The sequence below is a fragment of the Vibrio cyclitrophicus genome, from assembly GCF_024347435.1.
Taxonomy (GTDB): Bacteria; Pseudomonadota; Gammaproteobacteria; order Enterobacterales; family Vibrionaceae; genus Vibrio; species Vibrio cyclitrophicus.
This window is the reverse complement of sequence record NZ_AP025480.1, coordinates 3001282-3020327: the sequence shown is the minus strand read 5'-3', so window position 1 is coordinate 3020327 and position 19046 is coordinate 3001282. Positions and strand designations below refer to the sequence as shown.

Here is a 19046-nt window from a genome sequence, read left to right as displayed (position 1 = left end):
AAAGTAGTGGTTAATCTATCGTCACGCAATGATTAGGGATGTCGTGACCATGTCTTTAAATAAGAAAGAGTCTTCACAAAATAATAATGCACAGTCTGGGACTAATGAGCTACCTGGGCTAGCAGCACCACTTAATGACCAACAATTGGGTCATCTTCAACAATCGGTTTCTGAGTTATCTTCGCAACAACTGGCTTGGGTCAGTGGTTATCTTTGGGGTGTGAGTCAAGCTCAGCCTGTAGGTGCAGCCGCGCCAATCGCTCAAGCCGCCGCTGCAGTAGCCGCTAAACCTGCGGGTAAGTTAAGTATTATCTTCGCTTCTCAGACGGGTAATGCTAAAGGTGTTGCTGAATCGCTTGAGGCAGAAGCAAAGGCTTTAGGTATTGCTGTCGAGCTTTTTGACGCAAGTGACTATAAGGGCAAGAACTTAGCCAAAGAGACACACGTCATTTTCGTTGCTTCAACCAATGGCGAAGGTGAAGCCCCAGATAACGCTATTGAGTTACACGAGTTTCTACAATCGAAGAAAGCGCCGAAATTATCAAACCTACAATACGGTGTTATTGGTTTAGGTGATTCAAGTTATGAGTTCTTCTGCCAAACCGCGAAAGATTTCGATAACTTCTTAGCTAAGCTTGGTGCTAAATCGTTTGTTGATCGTCTTGATTGCGATGTTGATTACGAAGCATCGGCAACAGAGTGGCGTGCTAAAGCATTAGAGCAAGTAAAAGAGACACTATCGACAGGCACTGAAGCCGATGTCGTTCAATTACCAGTTGGTCAAGTGCCCGCGGGTCATTCGCAATACACCAAACAAAACCCATACACAGCCACATTACTGACGAGTCAAAAGATCACGGGTCGCGACTCTGGTAAAGATGTTCGTCATATCGAGATTGATCTTGATGAGTCAGGTATCACTTATCAACCTGGTGATGCGTTAGGTGTATGGTTTGAAAACAGTTCAGAACTTGCCAATCAGATCCTTTCTAAGGTTGGGTTATCTGGTATCGAAAGTGTCGATGTAGATGGTCAAAACTTATCTCTCCATAGTGCTCTAGTGAGTAAATTCGAGATTACGTCATCAAACCCTCAATTTGTAACTAAGTTTGCCGAGTTATCTGGCAGCAAAAAGTTAATCAAGCTGGTGGAAGATAAAGACAAGCTTCGTGAATATGCGGGTAATACTCAAATTGTCGATGTTTTAGCTGAAAAGAAAACCAAGCTATCAGCTGATGAGCTAATCGGTCTTCTACGTAAGTTAACGCCACGTCTTTATTCTATTGCATCAAGTCAAGCTGAAGTAGATGAAGAAGTTCACTTGACGGTTGGTCTGGTTGAATACCAAAAAGGTGATGAATCTCGTTTAGGTGGAGCGTCAAGTTTCTTAGCTCAACGCCTAGAAGAAGGTGGTGAAGTTAAGGTGTTTGTAGAGAACAACAATAACTTCAAACTGCCACAAGACGACAATACACCAATCATCATGGTTGGTCCTGGCACTGGTATTGCTCCATTCCGTAGTTTCGTTCAAGAGCGTGAAAACAATGACGCTCAAGGTAAGAGCTGGCTGTTCTTTGGTGACCGAACCTTTACTCAAGATTTCTTATATCAAGTTGAATGGCAGAAGTACCTTAAGTCTGGTGCGCTAACCAAGCTTGATGTGGCATTTAGTCGTGACCAAAAAGAAAAGGTTTATGTTCAAGATCGATTAATTGAACAGGCAGAGCAGGTTTGGCAATGGCTTCAAGAAGGCGCGTACTTCTATGTATGTGGCGATGCGACTCGAATGGCAAAAGATGTCCATGAAGCGTTAGTTACGATAGCGGAAAAATATGGCAATCAGAGCCGCGAACAAGCTGAACAATATATTAATGATTTACGTAAAGCGAAACGTTACCAAAGGGATGTGTACTAATGAGCAAGCAAGTAATAGAGCAAGAAGTGCTAGGTCAAGTACTGGGACCTTTGGCTGACAACGAGCGTTTAAAGCGTGAAAGTAAAAATCTTCGCGGTACGATTGAACAAGATCTTCAAGATAGAATTACGGGTGGCTTTACTGCTGATAACTTTCAGTTGATCCGCTTCCACGGTATGTATCAGCAAGATGATCGTGATATTCGTAACGAGCGTGCAAAGCAAAAACTAGAACCTTTGCATAATGTAATGCTACGTGCTCGTATGCCAGGTGGCATTATTACTCCTAAACAGTGGTTGGCGATTGATAAGTTTGCAGATGAAAGTACCTCTTATGGTTCTATCCGTCTTACAACCCGTCAAACTTTCCAGTTTCATGGTGTGTTGAAGCCGAACATTAAGTTAATGCACCAAACCCTAAACAATATCGGTATTGATTCCATTGCGACAGCGGGTGACGTAAACCGAAATGTTTTGTGTACGACAAACCCGGTTGAATCCGAGCTCCACCAAGAAGCTTATGAGTGGGCAAAAAAAATCAGTGAACATCTATTACCTAAGACTCGTGCTTACGCAGAAATTTGGTTAGATGGTGAAAAGCTAGAAACAACAGATGAAGAACCTATTCTAGGTAGTAACTACTTACCGCGTAAGTTCAAGACGACAGTTGTGATTCCTCCACAGAATGACGTGGACGTGCATGCGAATGATCTTAACTTTGTTGCGATTGCTGAAGACGGGAAGCTGGTGGGCTTCAACGTCTTAGTTGGCGGTGGTCTTGCAATGACGCACGGCGATACTTCTACTTACGCGCGCAAAGCTGACGATTTTGGTTTTGTGCCATTAGAAAAGACGTTAGATGTAGCGGCAGCTGTTGTGACTACACAGCGTGATTGGGGTAACCGTTCAAATCGTAAGAATGCCAAAACCAAATACACGCTAGATCGTGTTGGTATTGATGTCTTCAAAGCTGAAGTTGAAAAGCGTGCAGGTGTTGAATTCTCAGAAAGTCGTCCTTATGAGTTTACTGGCCGTGGTGATCGTATCGGTTGGGCGGAAGGTATTGATGGTAAGCACCACTTAGCACTGTTTATTGAAAACGGTCGTTTACTTGATTTTCCAGGTAAGGCTTTGAAAACGGGTGTTGCTGAAATTGCCAAAATACACAAAGGCGATTTCCGCATGACTGCAAACCAAAACCTAATTGTTGCGGGTGTCTCTACCAGTCAAAAAGCAAAGATTGAGAAACTCGCCCGTGAGTATGGTTTGATGGACGACGCCGTTTCTGAGCAGCGTAAAAACTCAATGGCGTGTGTAGCATTCCCAACATGTCCTTTAGCAATGGCTGAAGCTGAGCGCTTTCTTCCTGAGTTTGTCACGGATGTTGAAGACATTCTAAAGAAGCATGGATTACCAGAGGAAGATAACATCATCCTTCGTATCACGGGTTGTCCAAACGGTTGTGGTCGTGCAATGTTGGCTGAGCTAGGTCTAGTCGGTAAGGCTCCGGGCCGTTACAACATGCACTTAGGCGGCAACAAAGCTGGAACTCGTATTCCTAAGATGTATAAAGAGAACATCACATCAGCTCAGATTTTAGAAGAGATTGATTCGCTGGTGGGACGGTGGGCTACAGAACGTAACGACAATGAAGGGTTCGGCGATTTTACAATCCGAGCTGGCATCATCGAAGAGGTGATCATTTCAAAGAGGGATTTGCATGCATAATTCTGTCACTTCAAAACTGAAGTTAGCAGAGCTACTCGCATTGACTAAGACGGAGCAAATACTTCGTCTTGGACAAATTAATGCTGAGTTAGAACAGCTAACGGCATTAGAAAGAGTTAAGTGGGCTTTAGACAATTTAGAAGGGACACATGTGGTGTCTTCTAGTTTTGGAATCCAAGCGGCTTTGATGTTGCATTTAGTGACTCAGGCGAAACCAGATATTCCGGTTATTCTGACGGATACTGGATATTTGTTCCCTGAAACATATCGATTTATAGATGAGTTAAGTAAGAAGTTGACTCTGAACCTTCAAGTATTTCGCGCACAACAGAGCCCTAATTGGCAAGAAGCGCAATATGGCAAACTTTGGGAACAAGGAATAGAAGGGATAGAAAAGTACAACAAGCTTAATAAAGTTGAACCGATGAGAAGAGCGCTGGATGAGCTTGAGGCTGGAACATGGTTTTCTGGTTTAAGAAGAGAGCAATCTCAATCGCGCGCGAACCTACCAATTTTATCCATCCAAAATGGTGTGTTTAAATTCTTGCCGGTAATCGATTGGACGAATAAAGATGTTCACTATTACTTAGAAGAGCATAGTCTCAGTTATCACCCGCTTCGAGAACAGGGTTACCTTTCTATTGGTGATACACACACAACTAAGAAATGGGAACCGGGCATGACTGAAGAGGAAACCCGTTTCAATGGATTAAAACGAGAATGTGGCCTTCATGAGGATGATGGAGAGCAATATGGCTCTGGGATTTAAACTCATTGCTATTCGAAAAGCTGCCATAAGGCCAACACCTATCATTTAAGGTGTTTAGATCGCACAGTGTAGCGAGTCTTACTAAAACGAACGGTCCTACCTTTGGGCCGTTTTTGTTTTTCGGGCAAAATATAACGTTTCACTCGCTCTCTCATAGCTCGCAGCTTTTTGGGAATAGAACCTGGAGAAGCGATAGCACACCACATTAGCTCATCTTGAATATCTCGAAGTGCCATCGTAAAGCTTATCCTAAGTGGTGAGACTTCTGCCTCTTTTGCTATTCGGCTAATCTCCAGACGGATTAAGTTATACGCGATAAGGATACCCCATACCTCTTGCTTTACACCCTCTACAGATTGACTGCGGAGCAGAATTTCATCTTCAAGCATGTCATGCTTAATCTCGCCATAACTCTTCTCGATTTCCCACCTTTCGAAGTACACGTCTAATAATGATTTTAAACTGTATTTTCTATCTGTTAGAGAAGTCAGCAGCCCTTGTATATGATTGGGTTGTTGTTCACCATCATCGGGGTATAGAGCCAGCCTCGCTTTCCACGTTTCCGGGAGGCTCGGGTCTTGCTTTCTAGCTTGTGGAGAGACTTTCATCTCTACAATCAGATCTCGCCCATCATCATCGAGTTGCTCGATGGTTTCATACTTCACATTCGACTTTATGGGCGTCATCCAGTGACTTGTCCCATGCTCTCGTTGCCAGTTAAGCATAAGCTCTGCGCTCAGGTAGCAACGGTCAAAAATGGTCAATGAATTCGGGACAGCTGATGAAATTAAATCTTTTGCATAGCTAATTTCACCTTTAGAACTTTCCCCAAAAGCCACATCATGAATAAGTCGACTCCGTAGGGATGTGAGTGCGCACATTCGAACGATTGGATATTCAGTGTGCCTGTCTTTTCGGTAGTAAACATATTGATAATGCTCAGCTAAGCTTGGGTTATCGTGCGTTCTAAACTGTGTGCCATCAATTGAAAATAGGCTCAAACCATTCCATTTATCACCCGCATCTTCCGACTGTGTCCAGTGCTTTGCTGTGATTGAGAATAATGACTCTAAAGGTTTAGCGGTGAGGCGCTTTCTCGCCTGGGGAATCGCACTAGGTGCAATAGACTCACCCAATGAGTTAGACAATTTGAGGTCGAGTTTATCGAGTACATCGGTAATCGGTCTATCTCGATAGAGACCAATACCAACGACTAACCATACAACAAGTTCGGCAGGTAACTTTCTACGACGCATACTCGCTTTGTTCGTTTCAGATAAAGCTTGGTTTATCCAATCTAGCGGAAGGTCTTTTTGGAACAAAGAAAGAGATTCTGGATTAGCAAAATCGTCAACATCGATTAACCAGTGTGACAGCATAAAAAATACCCTTAAACAGAAGTGCTTAAGGGTATTGTCAACCATCTGCAGGATCGTTCAACTGATCAGGAAAATGCTTAAATGATCAGTGTTAGCCATAAGGCAGCTTTTTTAGTTTCTAGGAGATGAAATTAGAGAAATTGTGGATAAGTCTGTGGTTATTGTGTAGTTAGTTTGTAGTTAAAGTTGCAAGAATAAGGGTTTGGGTGTTTATTCGTCATGTAATCGTTATTTTTGCACTTTTCTTTAATAAACACTTGCCAATGTGAGGAACATCTCTATAATGCCGCCTCACTGACACAGTAGACGCCATAAGGCTTCAACGAAGAATGTTAGTAAGGCTACTAGCTTTGAGTGATTATTTACTCCTAATTTTAAAAAGTAGAAATTAATTCTCAAAAGTGTTTGACACTGAGAATTAAATCGCTAGAATGGCCGCCTCTTCCGAAGTGATGCAACTCACAACGAAGAGAAGCTCTTTAACAATTTAAACCTATCAATCTGTGTGGGCACTCGTTGATGAATATCAAAACGTTTTATCCTTTAGATAAAACAGTTACTTCGGTAACAAACTTGATTTCAATGAACTGAGTGACCAATACGTTTAACTATTTGTAGTTATTCGGCACAGTCAATTCATTACCATTCTGTTGGAATGGTAATAGCTTTAAAATTACACTCTTTATTTATAAAGAATAGTTTTGAAGTCAGTATTCGTTGAGTCACAAAATCTTAAATTGAAGAGTTTGATCATGGCTCAGATTGAACGCTGGCGGCAGGCCTAACACATGCAAGTCGAGCGGAAACGACACTAACAATCCTTCGGGTGCGTTAATGGGCGTCGAGCGGCGGACGGGTGAGTAATGCCTAGGAAATTGCCTTGATGTGGGGGATAACCATTGGAAACGATGGCTAATACCGCATGATGCCTACGGGCCAAAGAGGGGGACCTTCGGGCCTCTCGCGTCAAGATATGCCTAGGTGGGATTAGCTAGTTGGTGAGGTAATGGCTCACCAAGGCGACGATCCCTAGCTGGTCTGAGAGGATGATCAGCCACACTGGAACTGAGACACGGTCCAGACTCCTACGGGAGGCAGCAGTGGGGAATATTGCACAATGGGCGAAAGCCTGATGCAGCCATGCCGCGTGTATGAAGAAGGCCTTCGGGTTGTAAAGTACTTTCAGTTGTGAGGAAGGGTGTGTAGTTAATAGCTGCGCATCTTGACGTTAGCAACAGAAGAAGCACCGGCTAACTCCGTGCCAGCAGCCGCGGTAATACGGAGGGTGCGAGCGTTAATCGGAATTACTGGGCGTAAAGCGCATGCAGGTGGTTCATTAAGTCAGATGTGAAAGCCCGGGGCTCAACCTCGGAACTGCATTTGAAACTGGTGAACTAGAGTACTGTAGAGGGGGGTAGAATTTCAGGTGTAGCGGTGAAATGCGTAGAGATCTGAAGGAATACCAGTGGCGAAGGCGGCCCCCTGGACAGATACTGACACTCAGATGCGAAAGCGTGGGGAGCAAACAGGATTAGATACCCTGGTAGTCCACGCCGTAAACGATGTCTACTTGGAGGTTGTGGCCTTGAGCCGTGGCTTTCGGAGCTAACGCGTTAAGTAGACCGCCTGGGGAGTACGGTCGCAAGATTAAAACTCAAATGAATTGACGGGGGCCCGCACAAGCGGTGGAGCATGTGGTTTAATTCGATGCAACGCGAAGAACCTTACCTACTCTTGACATCCAGAGAAGCCAGCGGAGACGCAGGTGTGCCTTCGGGAGCTCTGAGACAGGTGCTGCATGGCTGTCGTCAGCTCGTGTTGTGAAATGTTGGGTTAAGTCCCGCAACGAGCGCAACCCTTATCCTTGTTTGCCAGCGAGTCATGTCGGGAACTCCAGGGAGACTGCCGGTGATAAACCGGAGGAAGGTGGGGACGACGTCAAGTCATCATGGCCCTTACGAGTAGGGCTACACACGTGCTACAATGGCGCATACAGAGGGCAGCAAGCTAGCGATAGTGAGCGAATCCCAAAAAGTGCGTCGTAGTCCGGATTGGAGTCTGCAACTCGACTCCATGAAGTCGGAATCGCTAGTAATCGTGAATCAGAATGTCACGGTGAATACGTTCCCGGGCCTTGTACACACCGCCCGTCACACCATGGGAGTGGGCTGCAAAAGAAGTGGGTAGTTTAACCTTTCGGGGAGGACGCTCACCACTTTGTGGTTCATGACTGGGGTGAAGTCGTAACAAGGTAGCCCTAGGGGAACCTGGGGCTGGATCACCTCCTTATACGAAGATACTTACGATGAGTGTCCACACAGATTGATATGTTTAAACAGTTAAGAGTAACCTATGTCCCGTTCGTCTAGAGGCCTAGGACACCGCCCTTTCACGGCGGTAACAGGGGTTCGACTCCCCTACGGGATACCATCTTTAAGCACATTTATTTAAGTGTTTTTAAAAATGGTTCATTTTATTGAATCAAGCTCTTTAACAATTTGGAAAGCTGACTGATTTGATTACTTACGAGTAATTCAATCAAATTTAAAAGTTCTCAATGTTTATCTTTCATTAGATAAACACAACAAACACATTCAAGTGTCTTGTATTCGAATCAATGTTTACATTGATTCACAATTGAGTCCGGCAAACAGTCATCAAGAATTAACCCTTCTTGATGACAACCAAAAACCTTGGTTAGTTGCCATACACTAAGACCCTTTCGGGTTGTATGGTTAAGTGACTAAGCGTACACGGTGGATGCCTTGGCAGTCAGAGGCGATGAAAGGCGTAATAACTTGCGATAAGCCCAGATTAGGTAGTAATAACCTTTTGAGTCTGGGATTCCTGAATGGGGAAACCCACGTGCATAAGCACGTATCCTGTTGTGAATACATAGCAACAGGAGGCAAACCGGGGGAACTGAAACATCTAAGTACCCCGAGGAAGAGAAATCAACCGAGATTCCGAAAGTAGCGGCGAGCGAAATTGGATTAGCCCTTAAGCTTTTAATGATGCAGGTGAAGAGTCTGGAAAGTCTCGCAACAAAGGGTGATAGCCCCGTAACCGACACATCATAATCAGTGAAAACGAGTAGGGCGGGACACGTGATATCCTGTCTGAATATGGGGGGACCATCCTCCAAGGCTAAATACTACTGACTGACCGATAGTGAACCAGTACCGTGAGGGAAAGGCGAAAAGAACCCCTGTGAGGGGAGTGAAATAGAACCTGAAACCGTGTACGTACAAGCAGTAGGAGCACCTTCGTGGTGTGACTGCGTACCTTTTGTATAATGGGTCAGCGACTTAATTTTAGTAGCAAGGTTAACCGTTTAGGGGAGCCGTAGGGAAACCGAGTCTTAACTGGGCGTACAGTTGCTAGGATTAGACCCGAAACCAGGTGATCTAGCCATGGGCAGGTTGAAGGTTGAGTAACATCAACTGGAGGACCGAACCGACTAATGTTGAAAAATTAGCGGATGACTTGTGGCTAGGGGTGAAAGGCCAATCAAACCTGGAGATAGCTGGTTCTCCCCGAAAGCTATTTAGGTAGCGCCTCGGACGAATACTACTGGGGGTAGAGCACTGTTAAGGCTAGGGGGTCATCCCGACTTACCAACCCTTTGCAAACTCCGAATACCAGTAAGTACTATCCGGGAGACACACGGCGGGTGCTAACGTCCGTCGTGGAGAGGGAAACAACCCAGACCGCCAGCTAAGGTCCCAAAGTATAGCTAAGTGGGAAACGATGTGGGAAGGCTCAGACAGCCAGGATGTTGGCTTAGAAGCAGCCATCATTTAAAGAAAGCGTAATAGCTCACTGGTCGAGTCGGCCTGCGCGGAAGATGTAACGGGGCTAAGCTATACACCGAAGCTGCGGCTACGTACCTTAGGGTATGTGGGGTAGGGGAGCGTTCTGTAAGCCGTTGAAGGTGGTCTGTAAGGGCTGCTGGAGGTATCAGAAGTGCGAATGCTGACATGAGTAACGATAAAGGGAGTGAAAAACTCCCTCGCCGGAAGACCAAGGGTTCCTGTCCAACGTTAATCGGGGCAGGGTAAGTCGACTCCTAAGGCGAGGCCGAAAGGCGTAGTCGATGGGAAACGGGTTAATATTCCCGTACTTCTTACAATTGCGATGGGGGGACGGAGAAGGCTAGGTGGGCCTGGCGACGGTTGTCCAGGTTCAAGTATGTAGGCGGGTGGTTTAGGTAAATCCGGACCGCTACTAACGCTGAGATACGATGTCGAGCTACTACGGTAGTGAAGTCATTGATGCCATGCTTCCAGGAAAAGCCTCTAAGCTTCAGATTGTAAGGAATCGTACCCCAAACCGACACAGGTGGTCGGGTAGAGAATACCAAGGCGCTTGAGAGAACTCGGGTGAAGGAACTAGGCAAAATGGTACCGTAACTTCGGGAGAAGGTACGCTCTTATCAGTGAAGTCCCTTGCGGATGGAGCAGACGAGAGTCGCAGATACCAGGTGGCTGCAACTGTTTATTAAAAACACAGCACTGTGCAAAATCGTAAGATGACGTATACGGTGTGACGCCTGCCCGGTGCCGGAAGGTTAATTGATGGGGTTAGACTTCGGTCGAAGCTCTTGATCGAAGCCCCGGTAAACGGCGGCCGTAACTATAACGGTCCTAAGGTAGCGAAATTCCTTGTCGGGTAAGTTCCGACCTGCACGAATGGCGTAATGATGGCCACGCTGTCTCCACCCGAGACTCAGTGAAATTGAAATCGCTGTGAAGATGCAGTGTACCCGCGGCTAGACGGAAAGACCCCGTGAACCTTTACTACAGCTTGGCACTGAACATTGAACCTACATGTGTAGGATAGGTGGGAGACTATGAAATTGCGTCGCTAGATGTGATGGAGTCGTCCTTGAAATACCACCCTTGTAGTTTTGATGTTCTAACGTTGGTCCCTGAATCGGGATTACGGACAGTGCCTGGTGGGTAGTTTGACTGGGGCGGTCTCCTCCCAAAGAGTAACGGAGGAGCACGAAGGTGGGCTAAACACGGTTGGACATCGTGTGGTTAGTGCAATGGCATAAGCCCGCTTGACTGCGAGAATGACAATTCGAGCAGGTGCGAAAGCAGGTCATAGTGATCCGGTGGTTCTGAATGGAAGGGCCATCGCTCAACGGATAAAAGGTACTCCGGGGATAACAGGCTGATACCGCCCAAGAGTTCATATCGACGGCGGTGTTTGGCACCTCGATGTCGGCTCATCACATCCTGGGGCTGAAGTCGGTCCCAAGGGTATGGCTGTTCGCCATTTAAAGTGGTACGCGAGCTGGGTTTAGAACGTCGTGAGACAGTTCGGTCCCTATCTGCCGTGGGCGTTGGAAAATTGAAAGGGGCTGCTCCTAGTACGAGAGGACCGGAGTGGACGAACCTCTGGTGTTCGGGTTGTCATGCCAATGGCATTGCCCGGTAGCTAAGTTCGGAATCGATAACCGCTGAAAGCATCTAAGCGGGAAGCGAGCCTTGAGATGAGTTTTCCCTGGCACTATAAGTGTCCTAAAGGGTTGTCGTAGACTACGACGTTGATAGGCAGGGTGTGTAAGTGCTGCGAGGCATTGAGCTAACCTGTACTAATTGCCCGTGAGGCTTAACCATACAACACCCAAGGGGTTTTGTGGACTCAATAGAAAGACAGACCTTGAATGCGTTTGAAGAGACATAACTTTTAGATTAGCTTTCCGAATTTTAAAATTTGCTTGGCGACCATAGCATTGTGGACCCACCTGATTCCATGCCGAACTCAGAAGTGAAACACAATAGCGCCGATGGTAGTGTGGGGCTTCCCCATGTGAGAGTAGGACATCGCCAGGCTTTAATTTCGACTTATCTCGAAAGAGATGAGTCAACATAGTTTTCTGAGTGAAAACTTAGAATATTATGTTGACTTTCAAAGTGGAAAGCGTATTATACGCGTCCTGCTTAAGTGCTAAGGCACTGAAAGCGTTCTCTTTTTAGAGAACAAGCTCTTTAACAATTTAAACCTATCAATCTGTGTGGGCACTCGTTGATGAATATCAAAACGTTTTATCCTTTTGGATAAAACAGTTACTTCGGTAACAAACTTGATTTCAATGAACTGAGTGACCAATACGAATAACTTCGGTTATTTGGCACAGTCAATTCATTACCATTCTGTTGGAATGGTAATAGCTTTAAAATTACACTCTTTATTTATAAAGAATAGTTTTGAAGTCAGTATTCGTTGAGTCACAAAATCTTAAATTGAAGAGTTTGATCATGGCTCAGATTGAACGCTGGCGGCAGGCCTAACACATGCAAGTCGAGCGGAAACGACACTAACAATCCTTCGGGTGCGTTAATGGGCGTCGAGCGGCGGACGGGTGAGTAATGCCTAGGAAATTGCCTTGATGTGGGGGATAACCATTGGAAACGATGGCTAATACCGCATGATGCCTACGGGCCAAAGAGGGGGACCTTCGGGCCTCTCGCGTCAAGATATGCCTAGGTGGGATTAGCTAGTTGGTGAGGTAATGGCTCACCAAGGCGACGATCCCTAGCTGGTCTGAGAGGATGATCAGCCACACTGGAACTGAGACACGGTCCAGACTCCTACGGGAGGCAGCAGTGGGGAATATTGCACAATGGGCGAAAGCCTGATGCAGCCATGCCGCGTGTATGAAGAAGGCCTTCGGGTTGTAAAGTACTTTCAGTTGTGAGGAAGGGTGTGTAGTTAATAGCTGCGCATCTTGACGTTAGCAACAGAAGAAGCACCGGCTAACTCCGTGCCAGCAGCCGCGGTAATACGGAGGGTGCGAGCGTTAATCGGAATTACTGGGCGTAAAGCGCATGCAGGTGGTTCATTAAGTCAGATGTGAAAGCCCGGGGCTCAACCTCGGAACTGCATTTGAAACTGGTGAACTAGAGTACTGTAGAGGGGGGTAGAATTTCAGGTGTAGCGGTGAAATGCGTAGAGATCTGAAGGAATACCAGTGGCGAAGGCGGCCCCCTGGACAGATACTGACACTCAGATGCGAAAGCGTGGGGAGCAAACAGGATTAGATACCCTGGTAGTCCACGCCGTAAACGATGTCTACTTGGAGGTTGTGGCCTTGAGCCGTGGCTTTCGGAGCTAACGCGTTAAGTAGACCGCCTGGGGAGTACGGTCGCAAGATTAAAACTCAAATGAATTGACGGGGGCCCGCACAAGCGGTGGAGCATGTGGTTTAATTCGATGCAACGCGAAGAACCTTACCTACTCTTGACATCCAGAGAAGCCAGCGGAGACGCAGGTGTGCCTTCGGGAGCTCTGAGACAGGTGCTGCATGGCTGTCGTCAGCTCGTGTTGTGAAATGTTGGGTTAAGTCCCGCAACGAGCGCAACCCTTATCCTTGTTTGCCAGCGAGTCATGTCGGGAACTCCAGGGAGACTGCCGGTGATAAACCGGAGGAAGGTGGGGACGACGTCAAGTCATCATGGCCCTTACGAGTAGGGCTACACACGTGCTACAATGGCGCATACAGAGGGCAGCAAGCTAGCGATAGTGAGCGAATCCCAAAAAGTGCGTCGTAGTCCGGATTGGAGTCTGCAACTCGACTCCATGAAGTCGGAATCGCTAGTAATCGTGAATCAGAATGTCACGGTGAATACGTTCCCGGGCCTTGTACACACCGCCCGTCACACCATGGGAGTGGGCTGCAAAAGAAGTGGGTAGTTTAACCTTTCGGGGAGGACGCTCACCACTTTGTGGTTCATGACTGGGGTGAAGTCGTAACAAGGTAGCCCTAGGGGAACCTGGGGCTGGATCACCTCCTTATACGAAGATACTTACGATGAGTGTCCACACAGATTGATGGTTTAGATTTAGTTAAAGTCAGAGCTTTAATTAATAACGTAAGTTATTGATTAAAGCTTTTTGCTTTATGCTCTTTAACAATTTGGAAAGCTGACTGATTGATTACTTACGAGTAATTCAATCAAATTTAAAAGTTCTCAATGTTTATCTTTCATTAGATAAACACAACAAACACATTCAAGTGTCTTGTATTCGAATCAATGTTTACATTGATTCACAATTGAGTCCGGCAAACAGTCATCAAGAATTAACCCTTCTTGATGACAACCAAAAACCTTGGTTAGTTGCCATACGCTAAGACCCTTTCGGGTTGTATGGTTAAGTGACTAAGCGTACACGGTGGATGCCTTGGCAGTCAGAGGCGATGAAAGGCGTAATAACTTGCGATAAGCCCAGATTAGGTAGTAATAACCTTTTGAGTCTGGGATTCCTGAATGGGGAAACCCACTTACATAAGTAAGTATCCTGTTGTGAATACATAGCAACAGGAGGCAAACCGGGGGAACTGAAACATCTAAGTACCCCGAGGAAGAGAAATCAACCGAGATTCCGAAAGTAGCGGCGAGCGAAATTGGATTAGCCCTTAAGCTTTTAATGATGCAGGTGAAGAGTCTGGAAAGTCTCGCAACAAAGGGTGATAGCCCCGTAACCGACACATCATAATCAGTGAAAACGAGTAGGGCGGGACACGTGATATCCTGTCTGAATATGGGGGGACCATCCTCCAAGGCTAAATACTACTGACTGACCGATAGTGAACCAGTACCGTGAGGGAAAGGCGAAAAGAACCCCTGTGAGGGGAGTGAAATAGAACCTGAAACCGTGTACGTACAAGCAGTAGGAGCACCTTCGTGGTGTGACTGCGTACCTTTTGTATAATGGGTCAGCGACTTAATTTTAGTAGCAAGGTTAACCGTTTAGGGGAGCCGTAGGGAAACCGAGTCTTAACTGGGCGTACAGTTGCTAGGATTAGACCCGAAACCAGGTGATCTAGCCATGGGCAGGTTGAAGGTTGAGTAACATCAACTGGAGGACCGAACCGACTAATGTTGAAAAATTAGCGGATGACTTGTGGCTAGGGGTGAAAGGCCAATCAAACCTGGAGATAGCTGGTTCTCCCCGAAAGCTATTTAGGTAGCGCCTCGGACGAATACTACTGGGGGTAGAGCACTGTTAAGGCTAGGGGGTCATCCCGACTTACCAACCCTTTGCAAACTCCGAATACCAGTAAGTACTATCCGGGAGACACACGGCGGGTGCTAACGTCCGTCGTGGAGAGGGAAACAACCCAGACCGCCAGCTAAGGTCCCAAAGTATAGCTAAGTGGGAAACGATGTGGGAAGGCTCAGACAGCCAGGATGTTGGCTTAGAAGCAGCCATCATTTAAAGAAAGCGTAATAGCTCACTGGTCGAGTCGGCCTGCGCGGAAGATGTAACGGGGCTAAGCTATACACCGAAGCTGCGGCTACGTACCTTAGGGTATGTGGGGTAGGGGAGCGTTCTGTAAGCCGTTGAAGGTGGTCTGTAAGGGCTGCTGGAGGTATCAGAAGTGCGAATGCTGACATGAGTAACGATAAAGGGAGTGAAAAACTCCCTCGCCGGAAGACCAAGGGTTCCTGTCCAACGTTAATCGGGGCAGGGTAAGTCGACTCCTAAGGCGAGGCCGAAAGGCGTAGTCGATGGGAAACGGGTTAATATTCCCGTACTTCTTACAATTGCGATGGGGGGACGGAGAAGGCTAGGTGGGCCTGGCGACGGTTGTCCAGGTTCAAGTATGTAGGCGGGTGGTTTAGGTAAATCCGGACCGCTACTAACGCTGAGATACGATGTCGAGCTACTACGGTAGTGAAGTCATTGATGCCATGCTTCCAGGAAAAGCCTCTAAGCTTCAGATTGTAAGGAATCGTACCCCAAACCGACACAGGTGGTCGGGTAGAGAATACCAAGGCGCTTGAGAGAACTCGGGTGAAGGAACTAGGCAAAATGGTACCGTAACTTCGGGAGAAGGTACGCTCTTATCAGTGAAGTCCCTTGCGGATGGAGCAGACGAGAGTCGCAGATACCAGGTGGCTGCAACTGTTTATTAAAAACACAGCACTGTGCAAAATCGTAAGATGACGTATACGGTGTGACGCCTGCCCGGTGCCGGAAGGTTAATTGATGGGGTTAGACTTCGGTCGAAGCTCTTGATCGAAGCCCCGGTAAACGGCGGCCGTAACTATAACGGTCCTAAGGTAGCGAAATTCCTTGTCGGGTAAGTTCCGACCTGCACGAATGGCGTAATGATGGCCACGCTGTCTCCACCCGAGACTCAGTGAAATTGAAATCGCTGTGAAGATGCAGTGTACCCGCGGCTAGACGGAAAGACCCCGTGAACCTTTACTACAGCTTGGCACTGAACATTGAACCTACATGTGTAGGATAGGTGGGAGACTATGAAATTGCGTCGCTAGATGTGATGGAGTCGTCCTTGAAATACCACCCTTGTAGTTTTGATGTTCTAACGTTGGTCCCTGAATCGGGATTACGGACAGTGCCTGGTGGGTAGTTTGACTGGGGCGGTCTCCTCCCAAAGAGTAACGGAGGAGCACGAAGGTGGGCTAAACACGGTTGGACATCGTGTGGTTAGTGCAATGGCATAAGCCCGCTTGACTGCGAGAATGACAATTCGAGCAGGTGCGAAAGCAGGTCATAGTGATCCGGTGGTTCTGAATGGAAGGGCCATCGCTCAACGGATAAAAGGTACTCCGGGGATAACAGGCTGATACCGCCCAAGAGTTCATATCGACGGCGGTGTTTGGCACCTCGATGTCGGCTCATCACATCCTGGGGCTGAAGTCGGTCCCAAGGGTATGGCTGTTCGCCATTTAAAGTGGTACGCGAGCTGGGTTTAGAACGTCGTGAGACAGTTCGGTCCCTATCTGCCGTGGGCGTTGGAAAATTGAAAGGGGCTGCTCCTAGTACGAGAGGACCGGAGTGGACGAACCTCTGGTGTTCGGGTTGTCATGCCAATGGCATTGCCCGGTAGCTAAGTTCGGAATCGATAACCGCTGAAAGCATCTAAGCGGGAAGCGAGCCTTGAGATGAGTTTTCCCTGGCACTATAAGTGTCCTAAAGGGTTGTCGTAGACTACGACGTTGATAGGCAGGGTGTGTAAGTGCTGCGAGGCATTGAGCTAACCTGTACTAATTGCCCGTGAGGCTTAACCATACAACACCCAAGGGGTTTTGTGGACTCAATAGAAAGACAGACCTTGAATGCGTTTGAAGAGACATAACTTTTAGATTAGCTTTCCGAATTTTAAAATTTGCTTGGCGACCATAGCATTGTGGACCCACCTGATTCCATGCCGAACTCAGAAGTGAAACACAATAGCGCCGATGGTAGTGTGGGGCTTCCCCATGTGAGAGTAGGACATCGCCAGGCTTTAATTTCGACTTTGTCTATTTAATAGACAAGTCACCATAGAGTTCTAAGTTTCTTAGTATTTTATGTTGACTTTCAAAGTGGAAAGCGTATTATATGCGTCCTGCTTAAGTGCTAAGGCACTGAAAGCGTTATCTTTTTAGAGAACAAGCTCTTTAACAATTTAAACCTATCAATCTGTGTGGGCACTCGTTGATGAATATCAAAACGTTATTACTTAGGTAATAACAGTTACTTCGGTAACAACATTGATTTCAATGAACTGAGTGACCAATACGTTTAACTACTTGTAGTTATTCGGCACAGTCAATTCATTACCATTCTGTTGGAATGGTAATAGCTTTAAAATTACACTCTTTATTTATAAAGAATAGTTTTGAAGTCAGTATTCGTTGAGTCACAAAATCTTAAATTGAAGAGTTTGATCATGGCTCAGATTGAACGCTGGCGGCAGGCCTAACACATGCAAGTCGAGCGGAAACGACACTAACAATCCTTCGGGTGCGTTAATGGGCGTCGAGCGGCGGACGGGTGAGTAATGCCTAGGAAATTGCCTTGATGTGGGGGATAACCATTGGAAACGATGGCTAATACCGCATAATGCCTACGGGCCAAAGAGGGGGACCTTCGGGCCTCTCGCGTCAAGATATGCCTAGGTGGGATTAGCTAGTTGGTGAGGTAATGGCTCACCAAGGCGACGATCCCTAGCTGGTCTGAGAGGATGATCAGCCACACTGGAACTGAGACACGGTCCAGACTCCTACGGGAGGCAGCAGTGGGGAATATTGCACAATGGGCGAAAGCCTGATGCAGCCATGCCGCGTGTATGAAGAAGGCCTTCGGGTTGTAAAGTACTTTCAGTTGTGAGGAAGGGTGTGTAGTTAATAGCTGCGCATCTTGACGTTAGCAACAGAAGAAGCACCGGCTAACTCCGTGCCAGCAGCCGCGGTAATACGGAGGGTGCGAGCGTTAATCGGAATTACTGGGCGTAAAGCGCATGCAGGTGGTTCATTAAGTCAGATGTGAAAGCCCGGGGCTCAACCTCGGAACTGCATTTGAAACTGGTGAACTAGAGTACTGTAGAGGGGGGTAGAATTTCAGGTGTAGCGGTGAAATGCGTAGAGATCTGAAGGAATACCAGTGGCGAAGGCGGCCCCCTGGACAGATACTGACACTCAGATGCGAAAGCGTGGGGAGCAAACAGGATTAGATACCCTGGTAGTCCACGCCGTAAACGATGTCTACTTGGAGGTTGTGGCCTTGAGCCGTGGCTTTCGGAGCTAACGCGTTAAGTAGACCGCCTGGGGAGTACGGTCGCAAGATTAAAACTCAAATGAATTGACGGGGGCCCGCACAAGCGGTGGAGCATGTGGTTTAATTCGATGCAACGCGAAGAACCTTACCTACTCTTGACATCCAGAGAAGCCAGCGGAGACGCAGGTGTGCCTTCGGGAGCTCTGAGACAGGTGCTGCATGGCTGTCGTCAGCTCGTGTTGTGAAATGTTGGGTTAAGTCCCGCAACGAGCGCAACCCTTATCCTTGTTTGCCAGCGAGTCATGTCGGGAACTCCAGGGAGACTGCCGGTGATAAACCGGAGGAAGGTGGGGACGACGTCAAGTCATCATGGCCCTTACGAGTAGGGCTACACACGTGCTACAATGGCGCATACAGAGGGCAGCAAGCTAGCGATAGTGAGCGAATCCCAAAAAGTGCGTCGTAGTCCGGATTGGAGTCTGCAACTCGACTCCATGAAGTCGGAATCGCTAGTAATCGTGAATCAGAATGTCACGGTGAATACGTTCCCGGGCCTTGTACACACCGCCCGTCACACCATGGGAGTGGGCTGCAAAAGAAGTGGGTAGTTTAACCTTTCGGGGAGGACGCTCACCACTTTGTGGTTCATGACTGGGGTGAAGTCGTAACAAGGTAGCCCTAGGGGAACCTGGGGCTGGATCACCTCCTTATACGAAGATACTTACGATGAG

The 19046-nt window shown here is 47.2% G+C and carries 4 protein-coding genes, 1 tRNA gene and 7 rRNA genes; 11 read left to right on the top strand and 1 reads right to left on the bottom strand.

The genetic code is table 11. From position 1 onward, the window contains the following. Positions 1-49: 49 nt before the first annotated feature. From OCW38_RS13200 to OCW38_RS13190, 3 genes are read left to right on the top strand one after another with little or no spacing between them, the layout of a single operon-like run. Positions 50-1915, top strand: coding sequence for an assimilatory sulfite reductase (NADPH) flavoprotein subunit (locus OCW38_RS13200; protein ID WP_261894383.1), 1866 nt, complete (start codon positions 50-52; stop codon positions 1913-1915). Further along, positions 1915-3642 carry an assimilatory sulfite reductase (NADPH) hemoprotein subunit gene (gene cysI / locus OCW38_RS13195; protein ID WP_046209453.1) on the top strand — a complete coding sequence of 576 codons (1728 nt, stop codon included), beginning with the start codon at positions 1915-1917 and terminating at the stop codon, positions 3640-3642. Before OCW38_RS13200 ends, cysI begins: the two co-directional genes overlap by 1 nt. Further along, positions 3635-4411: a phosphoadenylyl-sulfate reductase gene (locus tag OCW38_RS13190; protein WP_261894380.1), complete on the top strand. Its 777-nt coding sequence runs from the start codon at positions 3635-3637 to the stop codon at positions 4409-4411. The genes cysI and OCW38_RS13190 overlap by 8 nt, the downstream gene beginning before the upstream one ends. A 41-nt stretch (positions 4412-4452) precedes the next feature. On the opposite strand, the gene OCW38_RS13185 is transcribed toward OCW38_RS13190, so the two are convergent. After that, entirely contained in the window at positions 4453-5790 is a 1338-nt protein-coding gene (locus OCW38_RS13185; RefSeq protein WP_261893540.1) for an IS4 family transposase, read from the bottom strand. A 734-nt stretch (positions 5791-6524) separates the two neighbouring features. On the opposite strand from OCW38_RS13185, the gene OCW38_RS13180 reads away from it, so the two are divergent. The 8 genes from OCW38_RS13180 to OCW38_RS13145 all read left to right on the top strand — a co-directional run bounded on the left by OCW38_RS13180 (position 6525) and on the right by OCW38_RS13145 (position 19025). Then, a 16S ribosomal RNA gene (locus tag OCW38_RS13180) occupies positions 6525-8079 on the top strand. Between the two features lie 65 nt (positions 8080-8144). After that, positions 8145-8220 (top strand) — tRNA-Glu (locus tag OCW38_RS13175). A gap of 303 nt (positions 8221-8523) precedes the next feature. Then, positions 8524-11417, top strand: a 23S ribosomal RNA gene (locus tag OCW38_RS13170). A gap of 100 nt (positions 11418-11517) precedes the next feature. Further along, positions 11518-11633: ribosomal RNA gene (rrf, locus tag OCW38_RS13165) — 5S ribosomal RNA — on the top strand. A gap of 408 nt (positions 11634-12041) precedes the next feature. Beyond that, positions 12042-13596 (top strand): 16S ribosomal RNA (locus tag OCW38_RS13160). Positions 13597-13951: 355 nt separating this feature from the next. Beyond that, positions 13952-16845: ribosomal RNA gene (locus OCW38_RS13155) — 23S ribosomal RNA — on the top strand. 100 nt (positions 16846-16945) lie between these two features. Next, positions 16946-17061: ribosomal RNA gene (gene rrf / locus OCW38_RS13150) — 5S ribosomal RNA — on the top strand. Positions 17062-17470: 409 nt separating this feature from the next. Beyond that, positions 17471-19025 (top strand): 16S ribosomal RNA (locus OCW38_RS13145). Together the 16S, 23S and 5S rRNA genes with 1 tRNA gene alongside form the textbook arrangement of a ribosomal RNA operon. Positions 19026-19046 lie beyond the last annotated feature (21 nt).